Annotated in this window: 21 protein-coding genes; 4 read left to right on the top strand and 17 right to left on the bottom strand. The window is 72.7% G+C overall.

Annotated features, from left to right (window positions below):
- Positions 1-1071: 1071 nt before the first annotated feature.
- Together ACLQ20_RS29405 and ACLQ20_RS29400 are read right to left on the bottom strand one after the other, a co-directional pair.
- Complete coding sequence (locus ACLQ20_RS29405) at positions 1072-1893, bottom strand: FG-GAP-like repeat-containing protein (RefSeq protein WP_192581577.1); 822 nt, start codon at positions 1891-1893, stop codon at positions 1072-1074.
- A 483-nt stretch (positions 1894-2376) separates the two neighbouring features.
- Complete coding sequence (locus ACLQ20_RS29400) at positions 2377-3174, bottom strand: S1 family peptidase (RefSeq protein WP_327029356.1); 798 nt, start codon at positions 3172-3174, stop codon at positions 2377-2379.
- Between the two features lie 194 nt (positions 3175-3368).
- Here ACLQ20_RS29400 and ACLQ20_RS29395 point away from each other — a divergent pair, with 194 nt between their 5' ends.
- Positions 3369-3635: a hypothetical protein gene (locus tag ACLQ20_RS29395; protein ID WP_151457191.1), complete on the top strand. Its 267-nt coding sequence runs from the start codon at positions 3369-3371 to the stop codon at positions 3633-3635.
- Positions 3636-3780: 145 nt separating this feature from the next.
- Here the strand turns inward: ACLQ20_RS29395 and ACLQ20_RS29390 are convergent, their stop codons facing one another.
- Positions 3781-4326, bottom strand: a complete 546-nt coding sequence (locus ACLQ20_RS29390; RefSeq protein ID WP_151457190.1) for a hypothetical protein — start codon at positions 4324-4326, stop codon at positions 3781-3783.
- A gap of 436 nt (positions 4327-4762) precedes the next feature.
- Here ACLQ20_RS29390 and ACLQ20_RS29385 point away from each other — a divergent pair, with 436 nt between their 5' ends.
- Complete coding sequence (locus ACLQ20_RS29385; RefSeq protein WP_425858202.1) at positions 4763-5083, top strand: hypothetical protein; 321 nt, start codon at positions 4763-4765, stop codon at positions 5081-5083.
- A 117-nt stretch (positions 5084-5200) separates the two neighbouring features.
- Here the strand turns inward: ACLQ20_RS29385 and ACLQ20_RS29380 are convergent, their stop codons facing one another.
- The 4 genes from ACLQ20_RS29380 to ACLQ20_RS29365 form a co-directional block, all read right to left on the bottom strand.
- The gene (locus ACLQ20_RS29380) at positions 5201-5668 is read right to left on the bottom strand and encodes a ribose-5-phosphate isomerase (RefSeq protein WP_151457188.1); all 468 of its coding nucleotides are present in this window, start codon (positions 5666-5668) and stop codon (positions 5201-5203) included.
- A gap of 72 nt (positions 5669-5740) precedes the next feature.
- Positions 5741-6940, bottom strand: a complete 1200-nt coding sequence (locus ACLQ20_RS29375; protein WP_151457187.1) for a DUF1015 family protein — start codon at positions 6938-6940, stop codon at positions 5741-5743.
- A gap of 92 nt (positions 6941-7032) precedes the next feature.
- Positions 7033-7386, bottom strand: coding sequence for a hypothetical protein (locus ACLQ20_RS29370; protein WP_425858201.1), 354 nt, complete (start codon positions 7384-7386; stop codon positions 7033-7035).
- Between the two features lie 200 nt (positions 7387-7586).
- Positions 7587-8210, bottom strand: a complete 624-nt coding sequence (locus tag ACLQ20_RS29365; protein WP_425858199.1) for a DsbA family protein — start codon at positions 8208-8210, stop codon at positions 7587-7589.
- 213 nt (positions 8211-8423) lie between these two features.
- Here ACLQ20_RS29365 and pepN point away from each other — a divergent pair, with 213 nt between their 5' ends.
- On the top strand, positions 8424-10976 hold the full coding sequence (pepN, locus tag ACLQ20_RS29360; RefSeq protein ID WP_425858198.1) for an aminopeptidase N: 2553 nt from the start codon (positions 8424-8426) through the stop codon (positions 10974-10976).
- A gap of 79 nt (positions 10977-11055) precedes the next feature.
- Here the strand turns inward: pepN and ACLQ20_RS29355 are convergent, their stop codons facing one another.
- The 3 genes from ACLQ20_RS29355 to ACLQ20_RS29345 form a co-directional block, all read right to left on the bottom strand.
- Entirely contained in the window at positions 11056-11463 is a 408-nt protein-coding gene (locus ACLQ20_RS29355; protein WP_132239293.1) for a DUF5130 family protein, read from the bottom strand.
- A complete protein-coding gene (locus tag ACLQ20_RS29350) occupies positions 11450-11737 on the bottom strand; it encodes an aa3-type cytochrome oxidase subunit CtaJ (RefSeq protein WP_132239469.1) in 288 nt (95 codons plus the stop codon). The genes ACLQ20_RS29355 and ACLQ20_RS29350 overlap by 14 nt, the downstream gene beginning before the upstream one ends.
- A gap of 73 nt (positions 11738-11810) precedes the next feature.
- Complete coding sequence (locus ACLQ20_RS29345; protein WP_425858197.1) at positions 11811-13274, bottom strand: amidase; 1464 nt, start codon at positions 13272-13274, stop codon at positions 11811-11813.
- 213 nt (positions 13275-13487) lie between these two features.
- Between ACLQ20_RS29345 and ACLQ20_RS29340 the strand changes: the two genes are divergently transcribed.
- Positions 13488-14426, top strand: a complete 939-nt coding sequence (locus ACLQ20_RS29340; protein WP_425858196.1) for an alpha/beta hydrolase — start codon at positions 13488-13490, stop codon at positions 14424-14426.
- Positions 14427-14532: 106 nt separating this feature from the next.
- On the opposite strand, the gene ACLQ20_RS29335 is transcribed toward ACLQ20_RS29340, so the two are convergent.
- The 7 genes from ACLQ20_RS29335 to ACLQ20_RS29305 are packed head-to-tail and all read right to left on the bottom strand — an operon-like array spanning position 14533 to position 20195.
- Positions 14533-15561, bottom strand: a complete 1029-nt coding sequence (locus ACLQ20_RS29335; protein ID WP_425858195.1) for an amidohydrolase family protein — start codon at positions 15559-15561, stop codon at positions 14533-14535.
- Entirely contained in the window at positions 15561-16085 is a 525-nt protein-coding gene (locus ACLQ20_RS29330; RefSeq protein ID WP_151457027.1) for a 3-hydroxyanthranilate 3,4-dioxygenase, read from the bottom strand. Before ACLQ20_RS29330 ends, ACLQ20_RS29335 begins: the two co-directional genes overlap by 1 nt.
- On the bottom strand, positions 16082-16564 hold the full coding sequence (locus tag ACLQ20_RS29325) for a RidA family protein (protein WP_151457026.1): 483 nt from the start codon (positions 16562-16564) through the stop codon (positions 16082-16084). The genes ACLQ20_RS29330 and ACLQ20_RS29325 overlap by 4 nt, the downstream gene beginning before the upstream one ends.
- Positions 16561-17334, bottom strand: a complete 774-nt coding sequence (locus ACLQ20_RS29320; RefSeq protein ID WP_425858194.1) for a 2-keto-4-pentenoate hydratase — start codon at positions 17332-17334, stop codon at positions 16561-16563. The genes ACLQ20_RS29325 and ACLQ20_RS29320 overlap by 4 nt, the downstream gene beginning before the upstream one ends.
- Before the next feature lie 55 nt (positions 17335-17389).
- Complete coding sequence (gene dmpG, locus ACLQ20_RS29315) at positions 17390-18466, bottom strand: 4-hydroxy-2-oxovalerate aldolase (protein ID WP_425858193.1); 1077 nt, start codon at positions 18464-18466, stop codon at positions 17390-17392.
- Complete coding sequence (locus ACLQ20_RS29310; protein ID WP_425858192.1) at positions 18463-19404, bottom strand: acetaldehyde dehydrogenase (acetylating); 942 nt, start codon at positions 19402-19404, stop codon at positions 18463-18465. Before ACLQ20_RS29310 ends, dmpG begins: the two co-directional genes overlap by 4 nt.
- Positions 19401-20195, bottom strand: a complete 795-nt coding sequence (locus tag ACLQ20_RS29305) for a 2-keto-4-pentenoate hydratase (RefSeq protein WP_425858191.1) — start codon at positions 20193-20195, stop codon at positions 19401-19403. Before ACLQ20_RS29305 ends, ACLQ20_RS29310 begins: the two co-directional genes overlap by 4 nt.
- Between the last annotated feature and the right edge of the window lie 9 nt (positions 20196-20204).

The raw sequence follows: 20204 nt of genomic DNA, 5'->3' as shown, positions 1-20204 counted from the left end.
GGGACGCAGGACCGGGTGGAGGGCTGGTCCGTTCGCGGGACGCAGGACCGGGTGGAGGGCTGGTCCGTTCGCGGGACGCACGAGACGCCCGCCGGGGCCGCAAGCAGGCCGCGACCGGACCGGGAGCAGCCCGACCGGGGACGGCCGTCCCGCCCAGATCGGGAACGACCCGTCCCGCCCGGACCGGAAACAGTCCCGACCGGAGAAGGCCCACCCCGCCCGGACGGGAACGGCCCGCCCGGGCGGGAACGGCCACTCCGGAACGGAAAAGGCCCACCGGCCCCGGGCGTACCCGGGGCCGGTGGGCTGATCAAGCACGAGGGTGACCACCACCGGAACGCAGCCACTTCCAGCGCGACATGGCTCGGCTCAACGCACTACGCGCGGCGGGCTGGTTGGCGCTGCGCTTCAAGGCGGACGACGCAGTGCGGCACCCCGCCCGAATTGTCCGGCTAATAACTGACGCAATCCAGGAACGCCGCCCCAGCCAATGCTGATCAGGACGCCATGGACCTTAAAACGGCCGGATAACGTCCATGGCGTCCTGATCACCGGGGCGCTCGCACGCGAAGGCGGGGCGGCCGAGCGCTCCCCACGCGATAGCGCGGCGGCCGGGCGCCCCACGCGAGCGGCGGGACGGCAGGATGCTCCCCACACGAAAGCGCGGCGGCCGGGGCGCTCGCACGCGGCGGCGGGACGGCAGGGCACCCCCACATGAAAGCGTGGCGGCCGGGCGCCCTCCACACGAAAGCGCGGCGGCCGGGGCGCTCGCACGCGGCGGCGGGGCGTCGGGCGCTCCCCACGCGAAGGCGCGGCAGCCGTTTCGAGATGTCCTGGGGTCACCGGTGCTTCAGCCGGTCGTTCGCGGGTGCGGGATGTCGCCGGGCCGGACCGGTGGTGTCGCCGCGTGGCCGGGAGCCGGGCGCGGGACCCGGCCGCCGTCACCTCGTCGAGACGGTCTGTGCACCGGCCCGCGCGTCGAACACCGAGATTGCCTCTGCCGGACAGAAGCTGGCGTCACCGAGCCGGCCGGCCCTCAGCGGGCGGCCGGCCTCCAGCCGGCGGCCTACGTCAGCTCACCACCGAGTACTTCTGCCAACCCGTCGCGAGCACCTCGGGCGCGGAGAACGTGGCCGAGGGCCGCTCCGCGTCGAACTTGCCGTTGTGCAGGTGCACGACGAGCGTGCCGTCGGCGCGTACGGCCAGCAGGTCCGGCCGGCCGTCGAGGTCGATGTCGGTCACCGTGATGTGCGCGAACTCCTGCCAGCCCTTGCCGAGCGTGAACCACTGGCCCTCGCCGCGCCACCACGGGCCCTCGCCGGAGGTGTCGTGCGCGAACTCGTACAGGTCGAGGTCGCCGTTGGCGCGGCGGACCAGCAGGTCGGGCCGGCCGGTGCCGGTGAAGTCGGCCATCGCCAGCGGGAAGTCCTCGACGTCGATCGTCACCAGGCGGTGCGCGGTGCGGTCGTACGTCTCGTTCTGCGTGACCTGGCGCTTGTTGAAGAACGCGTCGACGTGGCCCGCGTCCTGCTCGCGGCCGAACATGTCGTCACAGCCGTCCAGGTCCACGTCGGCGATGCCGAGCGTCTCCCACTTCTTGTCGTCCCGGGCGCCGGAGATGCGGATCGGATCGCCGAGGGTGTCGAGACCGTTCAGCCCACCCCTGTTCGGATAGAGGAAGATCCCGTGCGTCTCGTTCATGTGTCGCATGCTCACGCCGATGACGTCGGCGTAGCCGTTGCCGTTGACGTCGATGGGACGGACCATCCCGTAGTTGCGATACGGATGGAAGTCGGTGCTGATCAGCACGGGCTCGTCGTATGTGTCGCCACCACGGAAGCTGCCGCTGTGCGGGAAGACCAGCAGTTCACCCGTGTCGTCGTCACGGGCCATGATGTCCATCCTCCCGTTCCCGTTGAACGAACGGCAGTGACCATTCCCGCCCATGCGTGCCACGAACTACCTCCCCGTACACCCCGAAATACGACAGTCCGATCATTACGAACAGGGGCTGGGGGTGGTAACCCCTACCCGCACCCCTCACCACCCGCAAGAAGGTGCTCGACAGGCGAGATCGACAGGCGACAAAGCCACCTACGCCTATCGGCGCTGATCCATGCCCCCATCGCCGGCCACGGGCATTAGGGGACCGATCGAAGAAGGGGCGTAGGCGACTTTCTGCCACCTCGGTCTTCTGTCACTTGAAGTCGAAGCCGCGGCCCGAGCGGCCCGCCGCGGGCCGACCGTCGCCGGGGCGGGCCGCTCGGGTAGGGGCCAGCCGTCGCGCAGGGCTGGCGCACGGGCAGAGGCCAGCCGGAGCACGCGCACGAGGGCCCGGCCGGACGAGCCGGCCGGGCCCCCAGGGTTGGTTCCGGGTCAGCCGCCGAGGCTCGCCGCCGCCGAGGCGATCGCCGGGGCGAAGGTGCTCACCTGCGTGTAGACGCCGGGGTAGGAGGGCCGGGCGCAGCCGTTGCCCCAGCTCACGATGCCGACCTGGATCCAGGCGTTGCTCGCGTCGCGCCGGAACATCGGGCCGCCCGAGTCCCCCTGGCAGGTATCGATGCCGCCGCTGGCGTAGCCGGCGCAGATCTCCTCGTTCGCGATGATCTGGCCGCCGTAGTAGGAGTTGCAGGTCGCGTCGCTGACGAACGGCACGCTGGCCTTGCGCAGGTAGCGCTGCTGCGCGCCGTTCTCGCGGGTGGCGCCCCAGCCGGCGACCGTGAAGGTGCCGTTGTCGTACGCGGTGCTGGTGGCGATCTTCAGCGTCGGGAGCGTGGTGACCGGCGTGGCCAGCCGGATCAGCGCCCAGTCCTTGCCGTTGCCGTTGTAGCCGGGCGCCCGGTAGACGTAGTTCGAGCGCACCTGGATCCGGCTCGACGACTGGAGGTCCACGACGCCGAGGGTGGCGGTGATGCTGGTGTTCGTACCGGTCCCGCCGACGCAGTGTGCGGCCGTCAGCACCAGGCGCGGGCTGTAGAGGGAACCGCCGCAGCCCATGGAGAGCCGGACCATGAAGGGGAACTCGCCCTGCGCGGCCAGCGTCCCGCCCACGACGTACGGGGTCACCTCGGGCCCGGGCTTGGCGGAGGCCGGAACGGCCAGGACGAACGAGCCGGCGGTGACCGCCACCAACGCGGCGGCCAACCGGCCGACGAGTGTGCGCCAACGGACCATGGGAGCCTCCCGAACCCTCGCGGCGGGCCGAGGCGGCACGCCGGAAACCGATGGCGGGAGCCTATGGAGATCTATCGATGGATAGCAATGCCCCGACACATCCCGCGTCGGTCATACCGCAGCCGACCAGGATTCGGCGCGCCGGACGCGCATCGCCCGTTTTGCGCCGGGACCGCCCGGGTACGGGCCTGGACATGGACACGAACAAGAAGGCACACCTCGTTGGCGGACCCCGGGACGGCAGCACCATCGACACGGGCGGCGACGCCCTGCTCGAGGTGGAGATCGACGGCATGATGCACCGCTACATCCGGACCACGAAGCAGCACGGCGAGGACGGCACGGTCTACAACTACGACGGAATGGTGGCGCCGGACGGCGGGGAGCCCGGCGTCGAGGACCCGGCGGCCCGGGTGGCCTCCCCGAAGGCCGACGCGGAGGGCCACGGCGGGAAGCACTGAGCTGCGGATCAGCTCCGGCCGGGCGCGGATGAACCGCGGCCGGCCGGGTAAGCAGCCGGCGACCTGGTGGAACGACCGGAGGTCGCGAGACGCCGCGACCGGGCGCGCGGGCGGGCGGCGCAGGCCGGCCCGCCCGGGCGTACGGTCAGTTGTTGCTGATCCAGTTCCAGGCCGACACGACCCACTCGGTCTGCTGGAGGTAGGCGATCCCGAGACCGGCCAGGAAGACCGCCGTCACCAGGTGCGCCCCGCGCGCGCTGCGCCGCACCCGGCCCAGCTGCCGCTCCAGCACCACCCGGCCGAGCAGTCGGGCCAACGCGAAGAGGCCGACGGCCACCAGCAGGCTCAGCAGGAAGATCAGGAACGGGCCGCCCAGGTTCCCGCCGCCCGAGATCGCCCAGATCCCCCAGCAGACGAAGGCGAAGAGCGCGCCGGCCGCACTCCACTCGCCGCCGCGCTTCAACTGCTCGACGTGCCAGCTCAGCGGCCGGCGCGGGGCCGGCGCGTCCGGCCACCCGGTGCCCGTCGGCTCGTGCTCAACGACGGGGAACGGCTCGGTGCGCGTCGTACGGGACTGCCCGACCGAGGCCACCCCCCGCTGGTACGCGTCGCGCTGCGGCGGCACCCCGGCACCGGGCTGCGGCGGCACCTCGACGGTCCGCTCGGCCCACGGCTGCGTCTGGTCGACCATCTCGTCCCTCCCCTGGACCGACGGCAACCACCGGCCGCCGTCCGTTCCGAGGGTAGCCAGCCCGCAAACCGGTCGCCGAGGCCGCACCCGGGCACGGGCCCCGATCCGCTGGCCACGGCGGGGCCGGCCGACCCCGCGTGCGCCGACGACCGGGGCGTCGTGACCGAGGTCACCCGGCCACTCCGCGCGCCACGCGCCGGACGCGCGAGCCGACGCGGGACCCGCAAGCCGACACCGAACCCGCAAGCCGACGCCGAACCCGCGAGCCAGCGCCGGACGCGCGAGCACAGCGCCGGACCCGCAAGCCGACGCCGGACCCACAAGCCGACGCCGGACCCGCAAGCCGGCACCGGACGCGCAAGCCGGCACCGGACCCGCGAGCCAGCGCCGGACGCGCGAGCCAGCGCCGATCGGGCCGGGGCGGTACGGTCGGCTGATGGGTGACACGGAGCGACGCCGGCGCCGGATACGGCACCCGAGCGGCGACGCGGGCGCGACCGGGGGCCCCGACGCGACGACCGCCGGGGTGCACGACGGCCCCGAGCCGCCGCGTGCCCGCCGGGGCGGCCCGGGTGACGAGGGCGACCGCGGCCTGCGTGGTCTCGTCGGCCCCGGCTCGTCCCAGGTGAGCGTGACCGCCGCGATGCGGGCCCGCGACGCCTCCCGCCCCACGGACGAGGACCTGGCCACGGCCGAGGAGCGCGTGGTGATCATCCGCCGCAACTGGACGCCCCGCGAGGACCTCCCCCGCCGCTGACCCCCGGTCCTGGCGGGAACCGCCCCACAGGGGGCACAGCCCGTCCGGAAGCTACGGCGATCCCACCACCCTCGGACCCGCCCGGCCGACCGGCCGAGCGGTCAGGCGGTCAGGCGGTCAGGGCAGCGTGGGGAGCTGGCGGGTGCTCTCGTAGTCGGCCACCTGGGCGATCCGGCGGGCGTGCCGCTCGTTGCCCGAGAACGGGGTCGTCAGGAACGCCTCGACGATGGCGGTGGCCTCGTCCAGCGTGTGCTGGCGGGCGCCGACCGCGACGATGTTCGCGTCGTTGTGCTCGCGGGCCAGCTGGGCGGTGTCGATGCTCCAGGCGAGGGCCGCCCGGACGCCGGCCACCTTGTTCGCGGCGATCTGCTCGCCGTTGCCCGAGCCGCCGATGACCACCCCGAGGCTGCCCTCGTCAGCCACCACCCGGTCACCGGTGTGCAGGCAGAAGGCCGGGTAGTCGTCGTCCGGGTCGAAGGCGTGCGGGCCGACGTCGACCACATCGTGCCCCTCCTTGGTCAGGTGGTTGACCAGGTGCACCTTCAACTCGAAACCGGCGTGGTCGGATCCCAGGTAGACGCGCATACCGCGCAGTCTGTCAGGCGCGCCTCCGGGACGACGCGCGGGCGGCGTCCCGGAGGCGGATTCGTCACAAGGTCAGCGGGACAGCTCGGCGACCACCAGGCCGCCGCGGGCCTTCGGGGTGAACCAGGTGCTCTTGCGCGGCATCTTCTCCCGCGCCAGGTTGACCGCGACGAAGTCGTCCACCGTCACCGGGGCGACCAGCACCGCCAGCTCGGCCCGGCCCGCGTCGACCTCGCCGGTCAGCCAGCTCGCCGGGTAGTCGCCGCCGACGTAGGTGATCCGCTTGTCGCCCGGGTCGAGCCCGAGCGCGTCGCGCAGCAGCAGCCGCTCGACCAGGGCGTGGTCCAGGTTCTCCAGCCGGTTGTCGCCGACGTGCGGCAGGGTGACCGCGTACCCCTGGCCGGCGAGGCGGAGGTGCACGGTGCCGCCGGCCGCCGGGACCTCGACCGGGCCGTCGATCGGGCTGATCTCCGCGCCGGCGGCGCGGAGCCGGCCGAGCAGGTCGTCGGCGGTGGTGGTCAGCTCGCTCACCAGCCGGTTGTAGGGCTGGATCGCCACCGACGCCGGGGTCGTGATGACCGACAGGAAGCGCGGCAGCCCGCCGGTCTGCGCGGCCAGGCTGCGGTGGTTGCCGTCGGCCACGACCAGCTCCCCGCCGCCCGCCAGGGCGGTCAGCTCGTCCTGGCGCGGGCCCGGCCCGAGCAGCCAGATGGCGTGGGTGCGCCCGGCCTGGTCGGTGTCGGTCGCCGCCGGCGCGCCGGCCGCGTCGGTCGCCGCCGCGAGGGCGGCGTGCAGCTCGTCGCCGCGCCCGGTCTGGAGCAGGAGTACGGGCGACAGCAGGTGCCCCAGGGCCTCGGCGAGCGCCACCCGCTCCCGCACCTTCGCGATGAAGACGTCCTCGTTGCGGATGACCAGGCCGGGCTCGTCGGCCCGGGTGGAGATCTGGTCGGTGTCCACCATGGCGAAGAGCCCGTACGCGTTCTCCTCCCCCGGCGCGCTGATCCGGTAGAGGACCACGACCTGCTCCGCCGGCGTGTAGCTGCCGTCGGCCTTGGCCTCGGCGAGCCGGGTCACCGCGTCCGGCAGGGCGTCGAGGAAGGACCTGCCCAGGCTCTCCGGAGCCCGGTGCGGCATCTCGATGCCGAGGGCACTGTGCGGGTTCGCCTCGATGATCGCGGTGATCTCCGCGTCGTCGGCGAACTCGTCGTAGTTCTGCGCGCCGGTGCCGCCAGTGGTGATCCAGGCCCGGGTGATCGGATGCACGACCGTCATGTGCGGAGACGCTACCGGCGACGCGAGTCCCGCCGGCGCGGGACCCGCGCGGGGTCCACCAGATGAAAGAGCTACCGGGGCGGGCGCCGGATTCAGGCGGTGCGGTCGGACTGTCCCGCAGTCCTGCGGTGCCGGCCGCCCGGCGTGGCGCCGCCCGCCGGTCGCCGGCCCGGCACGCCCGGTCCGGCGGGCACGATCCGCCGGGTCCCGCCCGGCACGGCCGGTACCAGCCGGTGCTCGGCCGGCGGGGTGAGCCGGGAGGTGGCCGGCACGCGGGCGACGCCGACCACGATCGGCGGGGCGAGCAGGTCCACCATGTGGGCGGGAAGGTCGGGACGGACCGCCGGCCAGCGGGAGTCGTCGACCGACCAGTACGCCGCGTCCGGGCGCTCGGTCACCCCCTCCCGGGTCGACGGGTCGTCACCGGGCACACGGTGCTTGGCCATCGGAACTGCCTCCACGAGCTGCGGGTGCGGCCCTGCGGGTCGCTGCGGCGGACACCCGGGCCAACGATCCCGCCGCCACCCCGGTGACGCCCCCGCCCTCCCCCGGGCCCCGCGCCACCGTCGCCGACCAGGGGGTTCACGACGCGAACCCCCTGGTCGGTCCGGGAGCTGCCCACGGTGGGGCCGAACGAAGGAGCGGTTCAGTCGAAGATGGGGTCCTGGTCTCGGGAGCGCTTCAGCTCGTAGAAGCCGGGGGTGCCGGCGACCAGCAGGACGCCGTCCCAGAGCCGGCCGGCGGCCTCCCCCTTCGGCGCCGGGGTGACCACCGGGCCGAAGAAGGCGACCGTGCCGCCGTCCGGGCCGGGCGCGTGGATCACCGGGGTGCCGACGTCGGTGCCGACCGGACGCATGCCGGCCTCGTGGCTGGCCCGCAGCGCCTCGTCGTGGGCGGTGTCCTCGGCCACGTCGGCCAGCTCCGGGTCGAGCCCGACGTCGGTCAGCGCGGCGACGAACAGCTCACGGGTGAGCTTCTCCTGCCCGAGGTGGATCCGGGTGCCGAGCGCGGTGTAGAGCTTCCGGACGGCGTCCTGGCCGTACCGCTGCTCCACCGCGATGCAGACCCGCACCGGGCCCCAGCCGGTCCGCATCAGCTCCTGGTACTGCTCCGGCAGCTCCCGGCCCTCGTTGAGCACCGAGAGGCTCATCACACGGAACCGGACATCCACGTCCCGGACCTGCTCCACCTCCAGCAGCCAACGGGAGGTGATCCACGCCCACGGGCAGAGGGGGTCGAAGAACATGTCTACGGCGGCACGCTCGCTCACGGCTGGTCCCTTCACGACGGGTGTGCGCCGGCCTCCCGGCGCCTCCTGCGATCTTCACCCCAGCGGGTGTCGACCCACAGCGGAATGAGAGCGTGACCTCGCCCACCACAGGGTGTTCGTGCATGGAAGACTCGAATCCGGCCGTCACGAGCGGTCGTTGACGGCGCCACCAAGGCGTGCGGCGAAACGGGATGGAGACGAAAAGTGCCGGGAGTGCGCAACCTGACGCAGGTCGAGGCCACCGAGCGGGCCCGCCTGCTCGACGTGACCGGATACGACATCAGTCTGGACCTCTCGTCCGCCGTACGGGCGGCGGCCGAGGCTCGCACCTTCCGTTCGAGGACCGAGGTGCGGTTCCGGTGCGCGGAACCCGGCGCGAGCACCTTCATCGAGCTGGCCGCCGACTCGGTGCGGTCCGCGACGCTGAACGGGACCCCGGTGGACCTGGGCGACTGGTCGGCCGAGAAGGGCCTGACCCTGTCGGGACTGGACAACGAGAACACGCTCGTCGTCGAGGCGGACTTCGCGTACTCGAACAGCGGGCAGGGCCTGCACCGCACCGTCGATCCGGTCGACGGCGAGACCTACCTCTACAGCCAGTTCGAGACGGCCGACGCCCAGCGGGTCTACGCCTGCTTCGACCAGCCCGACCTGAAGAGCGTCTACACCTGGCACGCCACCGTCCCGGACCACTGGAAGGTGGTCTCGAACATGCCGGTGGAGCGGGAGGAGGCGGCGGGCGAAGGGCTGAAGACGGTCCACCTCGCCACCTCGGTGCGGATGAGCACCTACATCACCGCCCTCTGTGCCGGGCCGTACCACGAGGTGCGGGACAGCCACGACGGCATCGACCTGGGCGCGTTCTGCCGGGCCTCCATGGCGCCGCACCTCGACTCGGACGACCTCTTCCTGGTCACCAAGCAGGGCTTCGACTTCTTCCACGAGCAGTTCGGCGTGCGCTACCCGCTGCCCAAGTACGACCAGCTGTGGGTGCCCGACTTCAACGCCGGTGCCATGGAGAACTTCGGCTGCGTCACGCACGCCGAGTCGCACTACCTCTTCCGCTCGCAGGTGACCGACTACGAGTACGAGCAGCGGGCCAACACGATCCTGCACGAGCTGGCGCACATGTGGTTCGGTGACCTGGTCACCATGCGCTGGTGGAACGACCTGTGGCTCAACGAGTCGTTCGCCGAGTGGGCCAGCCACTGGTGCAACACCCACGCCACCCGCTTCACCGAGGCCTGGACGACGTTCCTGTCCATCCGCAAGAACTGGGGCTACCGGCAGGACCAGCTCTCCTCCACCCACCCGGTCTACTGCGAGATGCCGGACCTGGAGGCGGTCGAGGTCAACTTCGACGGCATCACCTACGCCAAGGGCGCGAGCGTGCTCAAGCAGCTCGTCGCGTACGTCGGTGAGGAGCCGTTCCTGGCCGGCCTGCGGGCCTACTTCGCCAAGCACGCCTGGGGCAACGCCACCTTCGACGACCTGCTCTCCGAGCTGGAGACGGCCTCCGGCCGGGAGCTGCGCAAGTTCGCCGCCCAGTGGCTGGAGACGGCGCAGGTCAACACCCTGCGGCCCGAGCTGACGATCGGCGCGGACGGCACCTACGAGCAGGTGGTCGTGCTCCAGGAGGCGCCCACCGCGCACCCGACGCTGCGTACCCACCGGATCGGGGTGGGTCTCTACGACCTGACCGACGGCCGGCTGGTCCGCCGCGAGCGCCACGAGATCGACGTCGCCGGCGAGCGGACCGAGCTGACCGCGCTGCGCGGGGTGCCCGCCGCCGACGTGCTGCTGCTCAACGACGACGACCTCACCTACACCAAGCTGCGCCTCGACGAGCGGTCGATGGCCACCGTGGTGCAGCACATCGCCGGCTTCGAGTCGTCGCTGGCCCGCGCGCTGTGCTGGACCGCCGCCTGGGACATGACCCGCGACGCCGAACTGGCCGCCCGCGACTACGTGGCGCTGGTGCTGGCGGGGCTGCCCGCCGAGACCGACATCAACCTGGTCAACGCCGCCCTGCGCCAGGCCAAGACGGCGCTCACGTTCTACGCCGATCCGGCCTGGGCGCCGACCGGCTGGGCGGAGCTGGCCCGCACCGCGCGGACCACGCTGGCGGCGGCGGAACCGGGCAGCGGCTTCCAGCTGACCTGGGCCCGCGCGTACGCCACGGCGGCCCGCTCGGCCGAGGACCTGGCCACCCTGCGGGGCTGGCTGGCCGGCAGCGACGTTCCGGCCGGCCTGTCCATCGACACCGAGCTGCGCTGGGCCGTGCTGGGCGCGCTGGTCGCCAACGGCGCGGCCGGTCCCGCCGAGATCGAGGCCGAGCTGGCCGGGGACCGCACGGCCAGTGGCGAGCGCGAGGCCGCGTACGCGCACGCGCTGGTGCCGACGGCGGAGAACAAGGCCGCCGTCTGGGCTCAGCTGACCGGCCCGGAGTCGCTGCCGAACTGGCGCAACCGGGCGCTGTTGCAGGGTCTCATCCACCCGGCGCAGGTCGAGCTGACGGTGCCCTACCGCGACGCGTACTTCGCCACGGTGGACCAGGTCTGGGGCAGCCGGGACAGCGAGCCGGCGCAGGAGTTCGCGCAGCTGGCGTACCCGGCGTACCTGGTGGACGACGAGACCGTGGCGGCCACCGACGCGTGGCTGGCCGGCGACGGCCACTCGGCCCCGCTGCGCCGGCTGGTGGGCGAGGGTCGCGACGGCGTCGTCCGCGCCCTGCGGGCCCGCGAGCGGGACGCCCGCAGCGCCTGACGTACGCCCGACACGGTGAAGCCCGGTCCGCGGTGCGGACCGGGCTTCACCGTTGGACTCGCGTGGGGCTCCGGGTCGGTCAGCCCTTGCCGGCGTGGCTGGCGAGCTGGTCGAGGCCGTTGATGATGCCGCCGGCCAGGTCGCCGCCGCCGAACGCCGCCACCATCGACAGCGCGGCGAGCCGGGCGTAGGTGTCGGGGATGCGCTTGCGGGCGTGCCGGCCGGTGACGATCTCCAGCTGCCGCTGGTTGGGCGACACCGCGATCAGGACCGACCGGTCGGGCTCGGCGAGCTGGCGGTGCAGCCGCTCCGCGTGCTCCCGGATCGGCTCGTCGAGGCCGCCGACGAAGACCGAGAAGACCAGGCCGGTGCCCTGGTCCGCCAGGCGCAGGGCCTCGTCGATGCGCAGCAGCTGGCGGGTCGAGAACGGCCCGTCCAGCACCTCGGGCGGATTCCCCGTCCCGGCCTGCTTCTCACCAACGGTCACTTGCGCCTCCGGTTCCACCGGCCGGCGCCTCGATGCCGGCCTGCTCCTGCTTGCGGCTGGTCAGCGCCGGCGCCTGCGCGCCCGCTGCCAGGGCGGTGCCGGCCGAGTCGGCCAGCTGCTCCGGCCGGCCCAGGAACCAGACCGGAGTGAAGTCGAAGGACCGGCCCGGCCGGTAGCGCTTGGCGCCGCCACCGCCGCCGCCACGACTACCGGCGTACGCCAGACCGGCGATCACCAGCACCGCGGCCGCCGGGATGCCGACGAAGACCAGCAACGTCTCGGTTACAGACAATCCCAACGCCCCCAGGCGGAAGAAGAGACCTTAAGATTCCGGGTCGGGTGGACGATCATGGCGCCGACCTCCCGACACCGCTGCCATTCACGTTAGCGGAGCCCACGGCCCGCCAGATTGCGGGGTGGCGATCCCATCCGCCACTGGAGTGCTCCAGTTGCGCAGCCGTGGCGATCAACCTCGCGTCGTCGCCGTACCGGCCGGTCAGCAGGACCCCCACGGGCAGCCCTTCGGCGGTGACGCCCACCGGCAGGGACACGGACGGATCACCCGTGACGTTGAACACGGCGCAGTACGGCGAGAACCGGCGTTGCCGGTCGAAGTCCTCGGCCGGGTCGCCCCCCTCGGCGAACCAGCCCAGCGGCGCCTGCGGCGCGGCGAGGGTCGGGCAGAGCAGCAGGTCGCAGCCGGCGGTGCGGCGCACGCCGAGGCGTACCTGCGCCTGGAGTTCGCCGAGCGTGGCGGTGAGAGTACCGGCGGAGATCTCCGCGCCCCGGGCCCGCAGGTGGCGGGTCAGCGGCAGCAGCGCGCTCTCCCGCCCGAGCGGCACGGGCGCGAGCGCCAGCACGTACCAGACGATCTCGAACAGCGGCCACACGGCGGGCCCGAGGGGCGCGGGGACGTCGACCACCTCGTGGCCGGCGGCGGTGAGCAGCGCCGCCGCCCGGTCCACGGCGGCGAGGCAGTCGGGATGCACCGGCTCGTCGGCGAGCATCGGTGCGGTGAACCGCCCGACGCGCAGCCGCCCCGGGTCGGCCACGCGGGCCGCGCCGAGCCAGCCGCCCGGGGGCGGGGTGGGCGCCAGGTAGGGCTCGCCGGGCACCGGCCGGGCCAGCACGTCGAGCAGCGCCGCCACGTCGGCGACCGTACGCCCGATCGGGCCGTTGGTGGGCAGGCCGAAGGCGCCGGAGCCGACCGGCCCCCCGGAAACCAGCCCCCGGCTCGGCTTGTAGCCGACCAGGCCGCACAGCGACGCCGGGATGCGCAGCGAGCCGCCGCCGTCGGAGCCCTGAGCGACCGGCACCAGCCCGGCCGCGACGGCCGCCGCCGCCCCTCCGCTGGAGCCGCCGGCGGTGTACGCCAGGTCCCACGGATTACGGGCCGGCGGCGCGACCAGCCCCTCCGAGTAGAGCGAACAGCCCAGCTCGGAGGTGGTGGTCTTGCCCAGGCTCACCAGCCCGGCCTCCGCCATGAACCGGACCACGTCGGCGTCCACGGGCGGCACGAAGTCGGCGAACGCCGCCGAACCGAAGGTGGTGCGCACCCCGGCGGTGAGGGTCAGGTCCTTGATCGCGGTCGGCACGCCGTGCAACGGGCCGCGCTCGTCGGCGGGGACGGCGTCGGCGGCGCGGGCCGCCGCGCGGGCCCGCTCGCCGGTGACCGTGACGAACGCGCCGACGGTGTCGCCGAGCGCGTCGACCCGGGTCAGGTGGTGCTCGACCAGTTCGACGCTGGACAGCTCGCCGCCGGCGATCGCGGCGGCCTGCTCCAACGCGGTCAGGTCGTGCGGCTCGGCCATCCCCTCATCCTGCCCGCCCGGCCGCCGGTGTGCCGTACGACACGACCGGCCGGCGGTGCGACGAGCGCCATATCCCCCCGGACATGACCACATCGGGATGACCGGCCACCGGCACCCGGCACGCAGGATGGACCCGATCGATGGCGATCACCGTCCACCCGGTGGCCCCCCGCACCGCCGCCACCGACCCCCACCCCCGCAGGGAGCGTCGCCGTGCAACCTCTACCCGCTCTGCACCCGGTCCCCCGCCGCCGCTGGTCCTCGCGCGCCACCCGTCCGCTGCTGGCCCTCGCCCTGGTCGGCGCGAGCCTGGCCGCCGCCCCCGCCGCACCCGCCGGCGCCCGGGACCTGCCCACGGCCGCGCCGCTCGCCGCCAACCCCTACGAGCGCGGCCCCGCGCCCACCGTGGCCAGCATCGAGGCCACCCGGGGCCCGTTCGTCACCGCGCAGACCACCGTGGCCGCGAGCAGCGTCAGCGGCTTCGGCGGCGGGACGATCTACTACCCGACGAGCACCGCCGAGGGCACCTTCGGCGCGGTCGCCATCTCCCCCGGCTTCACCGCGCGCCAGACCTCGGTCGCGTGGCTCGGCCCCCGCCTGGCCTCGCAGGGCTTCGTCGTCATCACCATCGACACCCGGTCCGTGTACGACCAGCCGGCCAGCCGGGGCACCCAGTTGCTGGCCGCCCTGGACTACCTGACCAACACCAGCACCGTCCGCACCCGGATCGACCGGAACCGGCTCGCCGTGATGGGTCACTCGATGGGCGGCGGAGGCAGCCTGTCGGCGGCCAGCACCCGGCCCGCGTTGCAGGCGGCGATCCCGCTGACCGGCTGGCACTCCCAGAAGAGCTGGTCGTCGGTGCGCGTACCGACCCTGGTCATCGGGGCCGAGAACGACACCGTGGCCCCGGTCTCGTCGCACTCGGAGCCGTTCTACACCAGCCTGCCGGCCACTCTGGACAAGGCATACCTGGAGCTGAACGCGGCGAGCCACTCAGCGCCCACCTCGGCGAACGTGACGGTGGCGAAGTACAGCATCTCCTGGCTCAAGCGGTTCGTCGACGACGACACCCGCTACGAGCAGTTCCTCTGCCCGGCCCCGCGGGGCTCGGCGATCGAGGAGTACCGGGACACCTGCCCGCACTCCTGAATCCCATGCTCCGGAGCCGTCGCGCGCACTGGGGGCCGCGACGGCTCCGGATTCCACCCGCCGGGCGGCGCGGGGCCCCTCGGGGACCGCGCCGCCCGGGCGCGGCTCAGGAGCGGATGCCGAGGAAGCGCAGCGCGTTGCCGCCGAGCAGCAGGTCGCGCTGCTCGCCGGTGAGGAAGTCCGCCTCGCGCACCACCCGGCCGACCGGCCGCTCCCCCAGCGGATACGGGTAGTCGCTGCCGACGAGCACCCGTTCGGCGCCCATCGTGTCGACCAGCAGCCGCAGCGCGGGCGTGGAGAAGACCACCGAGTCGACGCAGAACCGGTCGACGTACGAGCTGGGCGGGGCGGTGGAGGCGCCGCGTACCAGGTCGCCCCGGCGGTGCCAGGCGTTGTCGGCGCGGCCCAGCCAGAACGGGAAGCTGCCGCCGCCATGCGCGAAGCAGATCCGCAGCGTGTCGGGCACCCGGTCGAAGACGCCGCCGAGGATCAGGGCCAGCACCGACAGGTGCGTCTCGGCGGGCATCCCGGCGAGCCAGCGGGCCATCCACCGGTCCAGCCGGGGGCCGCCCGGCATGTCCCACGGATGCACGAAGACCGGCGCGCCCACCTCGGCGCAGTGCGTCAGGAACTCCACGATCCCGGCGTCGTCCAGGTCGCGGTCGCCGACGTGGTTGCCGATCTCCACCCCGGCGTGCCCCGCCGCGAGGCAGCGGTCCAGTTCGGCGCAGGCCGCCTCCGGGTCCTGCAACGGCACCTGGCAGAACGGCACCAGCCGGTCGCCACCGGCGGCGGTGACCTCCAGGGTGCGGTCGTTGAAGATCCGGGCCACCTTCACCGCCTGGTCGGCAGGCCGGTCGTAGCTGAAGAAGACCGGGGTGGGCGACACGACCTGCACGTCCACGCCGTCAGCGTCCATGTCGCCGAGTCGGGTCGGCGCGTCCCAGCACTCCGCCCCGACCGGGCGGAACTCCGTCTCCCCCACCATGATCATGGCCGCCCGCTCGGAGTCGACCCGCAGCCAGGGCCAGTCCGACCCACCGCACGCCGCGCCGAGGTCCGGCCACCCCTTCGGTACGACGTGCGTGTGCACGTCGACCACGGGGGGCCGCGCCGGCCCGGGCCCGGCAGGCATCAGCCCTTGCCCGGGTGCAGCGCGCCGCAGTTCCCGCAGGTGCGGGCGGCCTCGTCGGCGTAGAACGCCTGGAACACCGGGGGCAGGTCGGCGGCGATGTCCCTGACCTGCAACTCCACCTCGTGCACCTGGTGCCCGCACTCGGCGCAGTACCACTGGAACTTCTCCAGCGTGCCCTCCTCGCGGACCCGCTCCACGACCACGCCGATCGAGCCGGCCTCGGGCCGCTGCGGCGAGTGCGGGGTGTTGCGCGGCAGCATCCACATCTGACCCTCGCGCACGTGCACCGTACGCGGCCCCTCCGGGGTCATCAGGTTGACGTGCATGTTGCCCTTGACCTGGTAGAAGAACTCCTCGTACGGGTCGACGTGGAAGTCGGTGCGCTGGTTGGGCCCGCCCACCACCATCACGATGAAGTCGTCCCCGCCCGGGAACATCTCCTTGTTGCCGACCGGCGGCTTGAGCAGGTGCTGGTTCTCCGCGATCCAACCGGGGAAGCTGAACGGCTCCGCGATCTCACTCACGACTGACCTCCTGACGGAAGAAGGGCCACGGCCTGGATTTCGATGAGCAGGTGCGGGTGGGGTAGCTGGTGCACGGCGACGGTGGTGCGGGTGGGGCCGGTGGCGTCGAAGTACTCGGCCCAGACCTGGTTGTAGCCGCCGAAGTCGTTCATGTTGACGAGGTAGGTGGTGACCTGCACGAGGTCGCTCAGGTCGGCGCCGACGGTGCGCAGCAGGTCGGCGATGTTGTCGATGACGGCGCGGGTCTGCGCGCGGATGTCGAGGTTGGTGGTGCCCAGCTCGTCGACTTCGACGCCCGCGAAGGTGTTGTCGGGGCGGCGGCTGGAGGTGCCGGAGACGAAGACGAAGCCGCCGGCGACCTTGACGTGCGGGAAGGCGCCACGCGGTACGGCCTTGCCGGCCACGACGTGCGCCTGTGCGCCCGTGCCGTGGCCTGCTGCCGTGCCCTGGTTCGTGGTCGTGTCCTGGTTCGTGGTCATGCGGTGGCTCGCAGGGAGGTGGTGCCGAGGTGTTCGACGACGGCGCGGGCGTGGGCGCCGGGTTTCAGGGGCACGGCGGCGGTGGCGGCGCCGGCGAGGAACACCCAGCCCTCGCGCAGCCGTACGCCGTGGCGGCCGGCGAGGCGGATGCCTTCGTCGAGGGCGCGGCGGGGGTCGCCGAGGATCGCGGCGGTGGAGCCGACCTGCGCGACGCGTCCGTCGATCTCCAGCAGCACCCCGAGGTTGTCGAGGCCGTCGGGGACCGGGGACCAGGCGCCGATGGTGAAGGCGGCGGCGGAGGTGTTGTCGGCGATCACATCCGGCAGGGAGAACGTGAAGTTGGCGTACCGCGAGTCGATGACCTCGATGGCGGGGGCGACCGCGCGCACGGCGTCGGTGAAGTCCCCGACCGGCTCGCCCGGCTCGGGCAGACGGTCGAGCAGGAACGCCACTTCGGGTTCGACGCGCGGGTGGATGAACCTGGTGGGGTCGAGGGTGCCGCCGTCGGGAATGCGCATGGTGTCGGTGAGGCGGCCCCAGATGACCTCGTCCACGCCGACCTGCGCCATCTTCGCCTTGCTGGTCAGGCCCATCTTCAACCCGATCAGACGCTCACCCCAGTCGAGGCGACGCTGGATCAACGCCGTCTGCACCCCGTACGCCGCATCCACGTCCAAGCCCGTCTCCGCAGCCAACTGCGCGATGGCGGTGGCGGTGTCGGCCGCCTCGCCGAGGCGCTCGGCGATACCCGCGGTGTCCGGCCCGATCATGGCAGCTCCCTCGTTCGCGACTGCGCGGCTCGCACGCCCGGCTCAATCCTCGCGCTCACTGTGCCGCACCCGTCTGCGCGCGACCGTCGGCGAGGTCCAGTGCCACGTCCACGATCATGTCTTCCTGCCCGCCGACCATGCGGCGGCGGCCCAACTCGACCAGGATCGAGCGCACGTCCACCCCGTACTTGTCCGACGCCCGCTCCGCGTGCCGCAGGAAACTCGAATACACCCCGGCGTAGCCGAGGGAGAGGGTTTCGCGGTCGACCTGCACGGGCCGGTCCTGCAACGGGCGCACGATGTCGTCGGCGGCGTCCATCAGGGCGAACACGTCACAGCCGTGCTCCCACCCGTGCAACTCGGCGACGGCCACGAACACCTCCAACGGCGCGTTGCCCGCTCCGGCGCCCTGCCCGGCCAGGGACGCGTCGACGCGGACCGTGCGCCGATGGCTCGCCTGAGCGCCTGCGGCGGCGTCGCCGAGGATGCGGCCGTGTTCCACGGCGACGACGCTGTTGGCGACGCCGAGGGACAGGTTGTGGTGGGCGTGGATACCGATCTGCGTGCTCGGCTCCAGCACCTGCCGGTAGGCGTCCACCCGCTGTGCTACGTCGGACATGAGGAGTCGGCCGCCGGAGTCGGTGACGTAGACGCAGTGCGCCCCGTACGACTCCATCAACTTCGCCTGCCCCGCCAGACCGGCCGCATCGTTCATGTGCGACATCATCAGGAACCCGGACACGTCCATGCCGTTCTCCCGCGCCCACGCAATGTGCTGCGCCGAAATGTCGGCCTCCGTGCAGTGCGTGGCGATGCGGACACTGGTCACCCCGAGCGCCTTCGCCGCCTTCAAATCGGCGATGGTGCCGATCCCCGGCAGCAGCAACGTCGTCAGCTTCGCGTTCGTCATCACCTCCGCCGCCGCCGAAATCCAGTCGGCGTCACTGGCCGCACCATGGCCATAGTTGACACTCGACCCGGCCAGCCCGTCACCGTGAGCGACCTCGATCGCGGCCACCCCGGCGGCGTCCAACGCCGCGGCGATGGTGCGGACCTGCTCGACGGTGTAGCGGTGGGCGACGGCGTGCATGCCGTCGCGCAACGTCACGTCCTGGATGTACAGATCAGTCATGACAGCACCCCCGAAGCAGCCTCGGAACGCACCGCCACCAGCCGCTCCGCCGTACGCAGCGCCGCCGACGTCATGATGTCCAGATTCCCCGCGTACGCCGGCAGGTAGTGCCCGGCGCCGGAGACCTCCAAAAACACCGACACCTGCAACCCGCGCAGATGCCGACCCAACGACGGCACATAGGTGTCGACCCGGTCGAACTGCACGTCCTGCTTCAGGCGATACCCCGGCACGTACTCCTGCACCGCCGCCACCATCTCCGCCACCGACCCGGCGATCGCCGCACGGTCGGCGTCGGCGTCCTCGCACAGGCAGTACACCGTGTCGCGCATCAACAACGGCGGATCAGCCGGATTCAACACGATGATCGCCTTACCCCGCTGCGCACCGCCGACCACCTCGATCGCCCGCGCCGTGGTCTCCGTGAACTCGTCGATGTTCGCCCGCGTCCCCGGCCCCGCCGACCTCGACGCGATGGAGGCAACGATCTCCCCGTACACCACCGGCGTCACCCGACCCACCGCCGCGACGATCGGCACCGTCGCCTGCCCACCACACGTCACCATGTTCACGTTGCGCTCACCCAGGTGCTCGTCCAGGTTCACCGGCGGCACCACATACGGACCGATCGCCGCCGGGGTCAGGTCCACTACGAGGCGACCGTGCGCGGCCAACACCGCATCGTTGCGCCGGTGCGCACCCGCCGACGTGGCATCGAACACCAACTCCACATCCGCGAACTCCGGCATCGCCACCAGGCCATCCACACCCTCGGCGGTGGTCGCCACACCCAACCGCCGGGCCCGCGCCAGACCGTCGGAGTCGGGGTCGATGCCGACCATCGCCACCATCCGCAGCGACTCCGACAACCGCAACACCTTGATCATCAGATCGGTGCCGATGTTGCCCGACCCGATCACCGCCACACCGGTGGTCACGACGCCTCCTTGGAGAAGCACGTGCGGACAGAGCCCAGGCCGGAGATCCGCGCCTCGTACGCCGCGCCCGGCGTCACCGGCACCATCGGGCCGAGCGCCCCGGAGAGCACCACATCCCCGGCACGCAGCAGATCACCCGAGCGGGCCATCGTCTGCGCCAACCACTGCACCGCATGCAACGGATTACCCAGACACGCCGCCCCCGCCCCCACCGACACCGGCTCACCGGCCTGTTCGAGCACCATCCCGCACAACCGCAGGTCCACGTCGGCCAGCCGACGCGGCGTCGTGCCCAGCACGAACAGGCCGCTGGAGGCGTTGTCCGCCACCGTGTCCACGATCGAGATGTCCCACCCCGCCACCCGCGAGTCCACGATCTCGATCGCCGGCAACACGTGGTCCACCGCCCGGATCACGTCCGCGCTGGTGATCCGCTCGTCGGGCAGGTCCGCACCCAGGACGAACGCGACCTCCGCCTCGACCCGTGGCTGGAGCAGCCGGCCCATCGGCACCTCAGCCCCGTCGGGCACCGCCATGTCGTCGGTCAGCACCCCGAAATCGGGCTGGAAGACACCGAAGCTCTCCTGCACCGCCCGCGACGTCAGCCCGATCTTCGCGCCCACCCGCCGCTGGCCGCGCTGCAACCACTGCCGCACCTGAAGCTGCTGCACCAGGTACGCCGACGTGACGTCGCCCTCCGGCAGCAACCGCCCCCGCAGCGGCGGACAGGGCTTGCCGTTCTCCCGCGCGTCGACCAGTTCCCGGGCCGCCGCCTCGTAATCAACGCTCATGTCAGCTCC

The sequence above is a fragment of the Micromonospora sp. DT46 genome (assembly GCF_049841735.1).
Classification (GTDB): Bacteria; Actinomycetota; Actinomycetes; order Mycobacteriales; family Micromonosporaceae; genus Micromonospora; species Micromonospora reichwaldensis.
Note: the sequence above shows the minus strand (reverse complement) of the source record. Positions and strands in the feature narration are given on the sequence as shown.

Excerpts from the sequence above, each read along its gene's own strand:
- ACLQ20_RS29320 (WP_425858194.1), bottom strand. The coding sequence starts at position 17,334 with ATGATCGGGCCGGACACCGCGGGTATCGCCGAGCGCCTCGGCGAGGCG.
- ACLQ20_RS29335 (WP_425858195.1), bottom strand. The coding sequence starts at position 15,561 with ATGCCTGCCGGGCCCGGGCCGGCGCGGCCCCCCGTGGTCGACGTGCAC.
- ACLQ20_RS29400 (WP_327029356.1), bottom strand. The coding sequence starts at position 3,174 with ATGGTCCGTTGGCGCACACTCGTCGGCCGGTTGGCCGCCGCGTTGGTG.
- ACLQ20_RS29305 (WP_425858191.1), bottom strand. The coding sequence starts at position 20,195 with ATGAGCGTTGATTACGAGGCGGCGGCCCGGGAACTGGTCGACGCGCGG.
- ACLQ20_RS29405 (WP_192581577.1), bottom strand. The coding sequence starts at position 1,893 with ATGGCCCGTGACGACGACACGGGTGAACTGCTGGTCTTCCCGCACAGC.
- ACLQ20_RS29345 (WP_425858197.1), bottom strand. The coding sequence starts at position 13,274 with ATGGCCGAGCCGCACGACCTGACCGCGTTGGAGCAGGCCGCCGCGATC.
- ACLQ20_RS29385 (WP_425858202.1), top strand. The coding sequence starts at position 4,763 with ATGGGTGACACGGAGCGACGCCGGCGCCGGATACGGCACCCGAGCGGC.
- dmpG (WP_425858193.1), bottom strand. The coding sequence starts at position 18,466 with ATGACTGATCTGTACATCCAGGACGTGACGTTGCGCGACGGCATGCAC.
- ACLQ20_RS29370 (WP_425858201.1), bottom strand. The coding sequence starts at position 7,386 with ATGGCCAAGCACCGTGTGCCCGGTGACGACCCGTCGACCCGGGAGGGG.
- ACLQ20_RS29390 (WP_151457190.1), bottom strand. The coding sequence starts at position 4,326 with ATGGTCGACCAGACGCAGCCGTGGGCCGAGCGGACCGTCGAGGTGCCG.
- ACLQ20_RS29395 (WP_151457191.1), top strand. The coding sequence starts at position 3,369 with ATGGACACGAACAAGAAGGCACACCTCGTTGGCGGACCCCGGGACGGC.
- ACLQ20_RS29380 (WP_151457188.1), bottom strand. The coding sequence starts at position 5,668 with ATGCGCGTCTACCTGGGATCCGACCACGCCGGTTTCGAGTTGAAGGTG.
- ACLQ20_RS29325 (WP_151457026.1), bottom strand. The coding sequence starts at position 16,564 with ATGACCACGAACCAGGACACGACCACGAACCAGGGCACGGCAGCAGGC.
- ACLQ20_RS29375 (WP_151457187.1), bottom strand. The coding sequence starts at position 6,940 with ATGACGGTCGTGCATCCGATCACCCGGGCCTGGATCACCACTGGCGGC.